The 3350-nt window shown below is 59.1% G+C and carries 3 protein-coding genes; all 3 read left to right on the top strand.

Annotated features, from left to right (window positions below; translation table 11 throughout):
* The coding region (locus B3547_RS15820) for a putative Ig domain-containing protein (protein WP_292964599.1) at positions 1–669 on the top strand (669 nt) is incomplete at its 5' end.
* 588 nt (positions 670–1257) lie between these two features.
* Positions 1258–2160: an NAD(P)H-binding protein gene (locus B3547_RS15815; protein WP_292964597.1), complete on the top strand. Its 903-nt coding sequence runs from the start codon at positions 1258–1260 to the stop codon at positions 2158–2160.
* 225 nt (positions 2161–2385) lie between these two features.
* Positions 2386–3114 carry an SDR family NAD(P)-dependent oxidoreductase gene (locus tag B3547_RS15810; protein WP_292964595.1) on the top strand — a complete coding sequence of 243 codons (729 nt, stop codon included), beginning with the start codon at positions 2386–2388 and terminating at the stop codon, positions 3112–3114.
* Positions 3115–3350: the final 236 nt, after the last annotated feature.

The following is a 3350-nucleotide window of genomic DNA, read 5'->3' as shown; positions in this document are numbered from 1 at the left end:
GGCGGCACCACCACCACGACCGGGCCGCAGCGCGAGCAGCAGGGCGGGGGCACCAGCATCACGACCGGGCCGCAGCGCGAGCAGCAGGGCGGCGGCACCACCACCACCACCGGGCCGCAGCGCGAGCAGCAGGGCGGCGGTACCAGCATCACGGCCGAGCCGCAGCGCGAGCACCAGGGCGATCGGACAGGAATGAACGATACCGAACGATCCAAGGGGATGTCGAACGACACGACAAGTTCCCGTCCCGTAACTCAGTTCGCCGAGCCTGCATCGATGAGCGGGCATGACACAAACGTCAAACCGACTCACGGCGATCCGGTCTCTGCACAAATGGACCCCAATCGCGAAGTTTTGCGCCCGCAAATCGCGCCCGCACCGAAGGGCCAGATGATAACAGCCATGGCCGAAAACGGCGGGGATTTGCCCTGCTGGATCACGATCGACCCGAGAACGGGGGCGATCAAGGGCAGCCCATCGAACGGAACTGCCGCTGCGAACGTGCCCGTCATCGTCGTCGAATTGGTGCCCCAAGCCGATGGCACAACGCGGCGCGTCTCCATCGAGGTCAAACCCAATCAGTTCGGTGCCGGTGGCACCGAGTGCAACACGGTCCGCACCATACCCACAGCGGCGTCGGGGCGCGCGAAGCAAATGCAGGGACAATAACCAATATGCCTCTGCATGATAACGGGCGTCTCTCGGTCGGCACATCATCGCCCGACAGATCCTGGCGTTGAAACCTGCGGGCTTGACCAGCACCTGACGTCTGCTTTGGCACTTCGGTGCGCAAGGGGTGGGGCGGCTGCTACTAAGACGATGTGATGCAAATTGCCGCCTTGATTCCAGACGTTCAGGGGCTTGGGCTGCGGCGTCGGAACCCGTCGTTCGTTCACCGCCGCAGTGGAGCGCTTGAGTGACGAGGGCTGGGACAATCCTGCCGTTCCCGAGCTGCGCCGAAAATGGCCGGTACCTAGCCGACAACTGCCATTCATGAAGCACCGATGATCGTTCCCGGAATGGAAGGGACTGGCCGTGAACGGACCGGCAGGTGTTGAACGATGGATGGTGGATAGCGGTCATTCCCGATTACGCCACAAAGGGGGCCGCTGCGCTGGCCCGTCATTTGCAAACGACTGTGGATTTACATATTTTTGAAGCAGGGAATGGATGGGGCACCATACCATCGTACGTCCTGCGCGCTTAAGTTCGACTACCCATAATCAATCTCGAGCCAGATAAGGTCGAAGGTTGGTTATGAACGGACATTCAGGTAACGCTTCACGCCCGCGCATAGCTGTAGCGGGAGCAACCGGTAGAGTAGGCGCCACGCTTGTGGCGAGCCTCTCAAACGACCCGGTCGACTTGATCGCCATGACGCGGGATGCCAATTCCGATCGCTTGCCTGCCGGAATACCGACGGCCGAGGTGGATTTCGCGAACGCAGCGTCGCTCGCATCCGCTCTTGATGGAGTGGATCGCCTGTTCCTTGCCCACGGGACGTCCGACCGCCAAGTTGAGAACGAAATCGCAGTGATCGATGCGGCCGTGCAGGCAGGGGTATCCCATATCGTCAAGCTCTCTGCGCTTGGCCCGCCCACGCATCTGCACCCCTTCGACTGGCATATGAAAATCGAAGCCCATCTCGCAAACCAAGAGATCGGTTACACCGTGTTGAGGCCCGGTTCATTCGTCGATGTTCTCGCACGGGCCAAGAAGCCGGTCGCGGAGGGTCACTGGGGAGGAACCGCTGGCGACGGTAAGGTCAACCTGATCGACACCCGCGATATTGCGGACGTTGCCCGTATTGCCCTGCTCGACGATCGTTTCATTGGCGCCCAGCGTGCCTATCATCTCACCGGCCCGCATGCTGTCAGCATGCCCGAAATCGCAGAAGAGCTGTCTTCAATTCTGGGGCGGACAGTTTCCTATCATCATCGCACGCACGCGGAACATCGCGAGTACCTGTTGGCATCAGGGGTAAACGAGATGGTTGCGGACCTTCTGTTAGGGCTCGACCGAATTTTTCGTGAAGGTGTTTTGGCCGAAACCACAACAACCGTCCCCGAACTTACGGGCAAAAATGCCCGATCGGTTGCAGATTGGCTGCTGGAAAATGCAGCAGGATTTCGGCCATCGGCTGACCTGCAAAAATTCTGACTCGCGACACATCCAGTGCTTCAACCTAAGCATCGTCCGGGATCGGTTTGGGGCAGCGCACGCGCCGCCAAAGCAGATGCATGGAAGCTGACCCAACAGTTATCGCTGGTTGAGTAATTCAAGAAACTTTCACCCAAAAATAGCGCAATTAATTCAGGTGAATGTGCGCCTTGAGCGCATTTTTCTCAAAGATATTAGATATATATATATATGGAGATATGCACCGTGTCGAAACTCGATGGTAAGCTCGCGGTTGTTACCGGCGGCAGCTCCGGCATCGGCCTGGCAATTGCACAAATCTTTGTGGCTAACGGTGCGCGCGTTGTCGTCACTGGCAGACGGGAGCAGGAACTCAATGATGCGGTAGCTGCGCTTGGACCACGCGCCGTGGCATTCCGCGGTGATGTAGCGTCGCTTGAAGATCTGGACCGTCTGTTCGAGAGGGTTGCGGCCATGGGCAAGTTAGACGTGCTGGTGGCCAACGCAGGGATCGCGGAAAGCGTAACCTTGGAGGAGCTTACGGAAGAGCATTTCGATCGGCTCTTCTCCATCAACGTCAAGGGCGCCGTGTTCGCGGTGCAGAAGGCCCTTCCGCTTTTCCAGGACGGCGCCTCGATCATCCTTATGGGGTCGGTGGCAGGCGTGAAGGGCACAAGCGGCTTTGGCGTTTACGGTGCGACCAAAGCTGCGTTGCGCAACTTCGTGCGCGCATGGACCATCGAGCTCAAGGATAGGCGAATTCGGTCTAACGTGGTCAGCCCGGGGCCGATAGATACGCCCGCAACACAACGCTTCTCAGCCGAGGCGTTCCAGAAATTGACCTCTACAGTGCCCATGGGCCGCGTGGGATTACCGGAAGAAGTGGCTCGGGCAGTTCTCTATCTCGCCTCAGAAGACTCGAGCTTCGTCAGCGGCACCGAGCTTTTCGTTGACGGTGGCCGCGCTCAAGTTTGATAGGCCGCGTTGAAGCAATGGGCTGGTTGGAGGGCGCGATTGCAGTAATCGTCCCCAGCTTGAAACACTTTGCGGGCCTGTCGCCGCGATCTCATGAACGGCAGTATCCAGAAAAGGCATTCGAAAGTTCGGACGACTTGATTGGGCGCACTGCAGACTGGAAGCCGTCGATCGGCCGAATGATCGGTTTCGGCGCAAGCCGGCGCTCCGGAGTACGCGTCGGAACGGCTTGATCT

Source organism: Novosphingobium sp. UBA1939 (assembly GCF_002336885.1).
Lineage (GTDB): Bacteria > Pseudomonadota > Alphaproteobacteria > Sphingomonadales > Sphingomonadaceae > Novosphingobium.
This window is presented reverse-complemented; position numbering and strand designations above follow the sequence as displayed.

Excerpts from the sequence above, each read along its gene's own strand:
- B3547_RS15815 (WP_292964597.1), top strand. The coding sequence starts at position 1,258 with ATGAACGGACATTCAGGTAACGCTTCACGCCCGCGCATAGCTGTAGCG.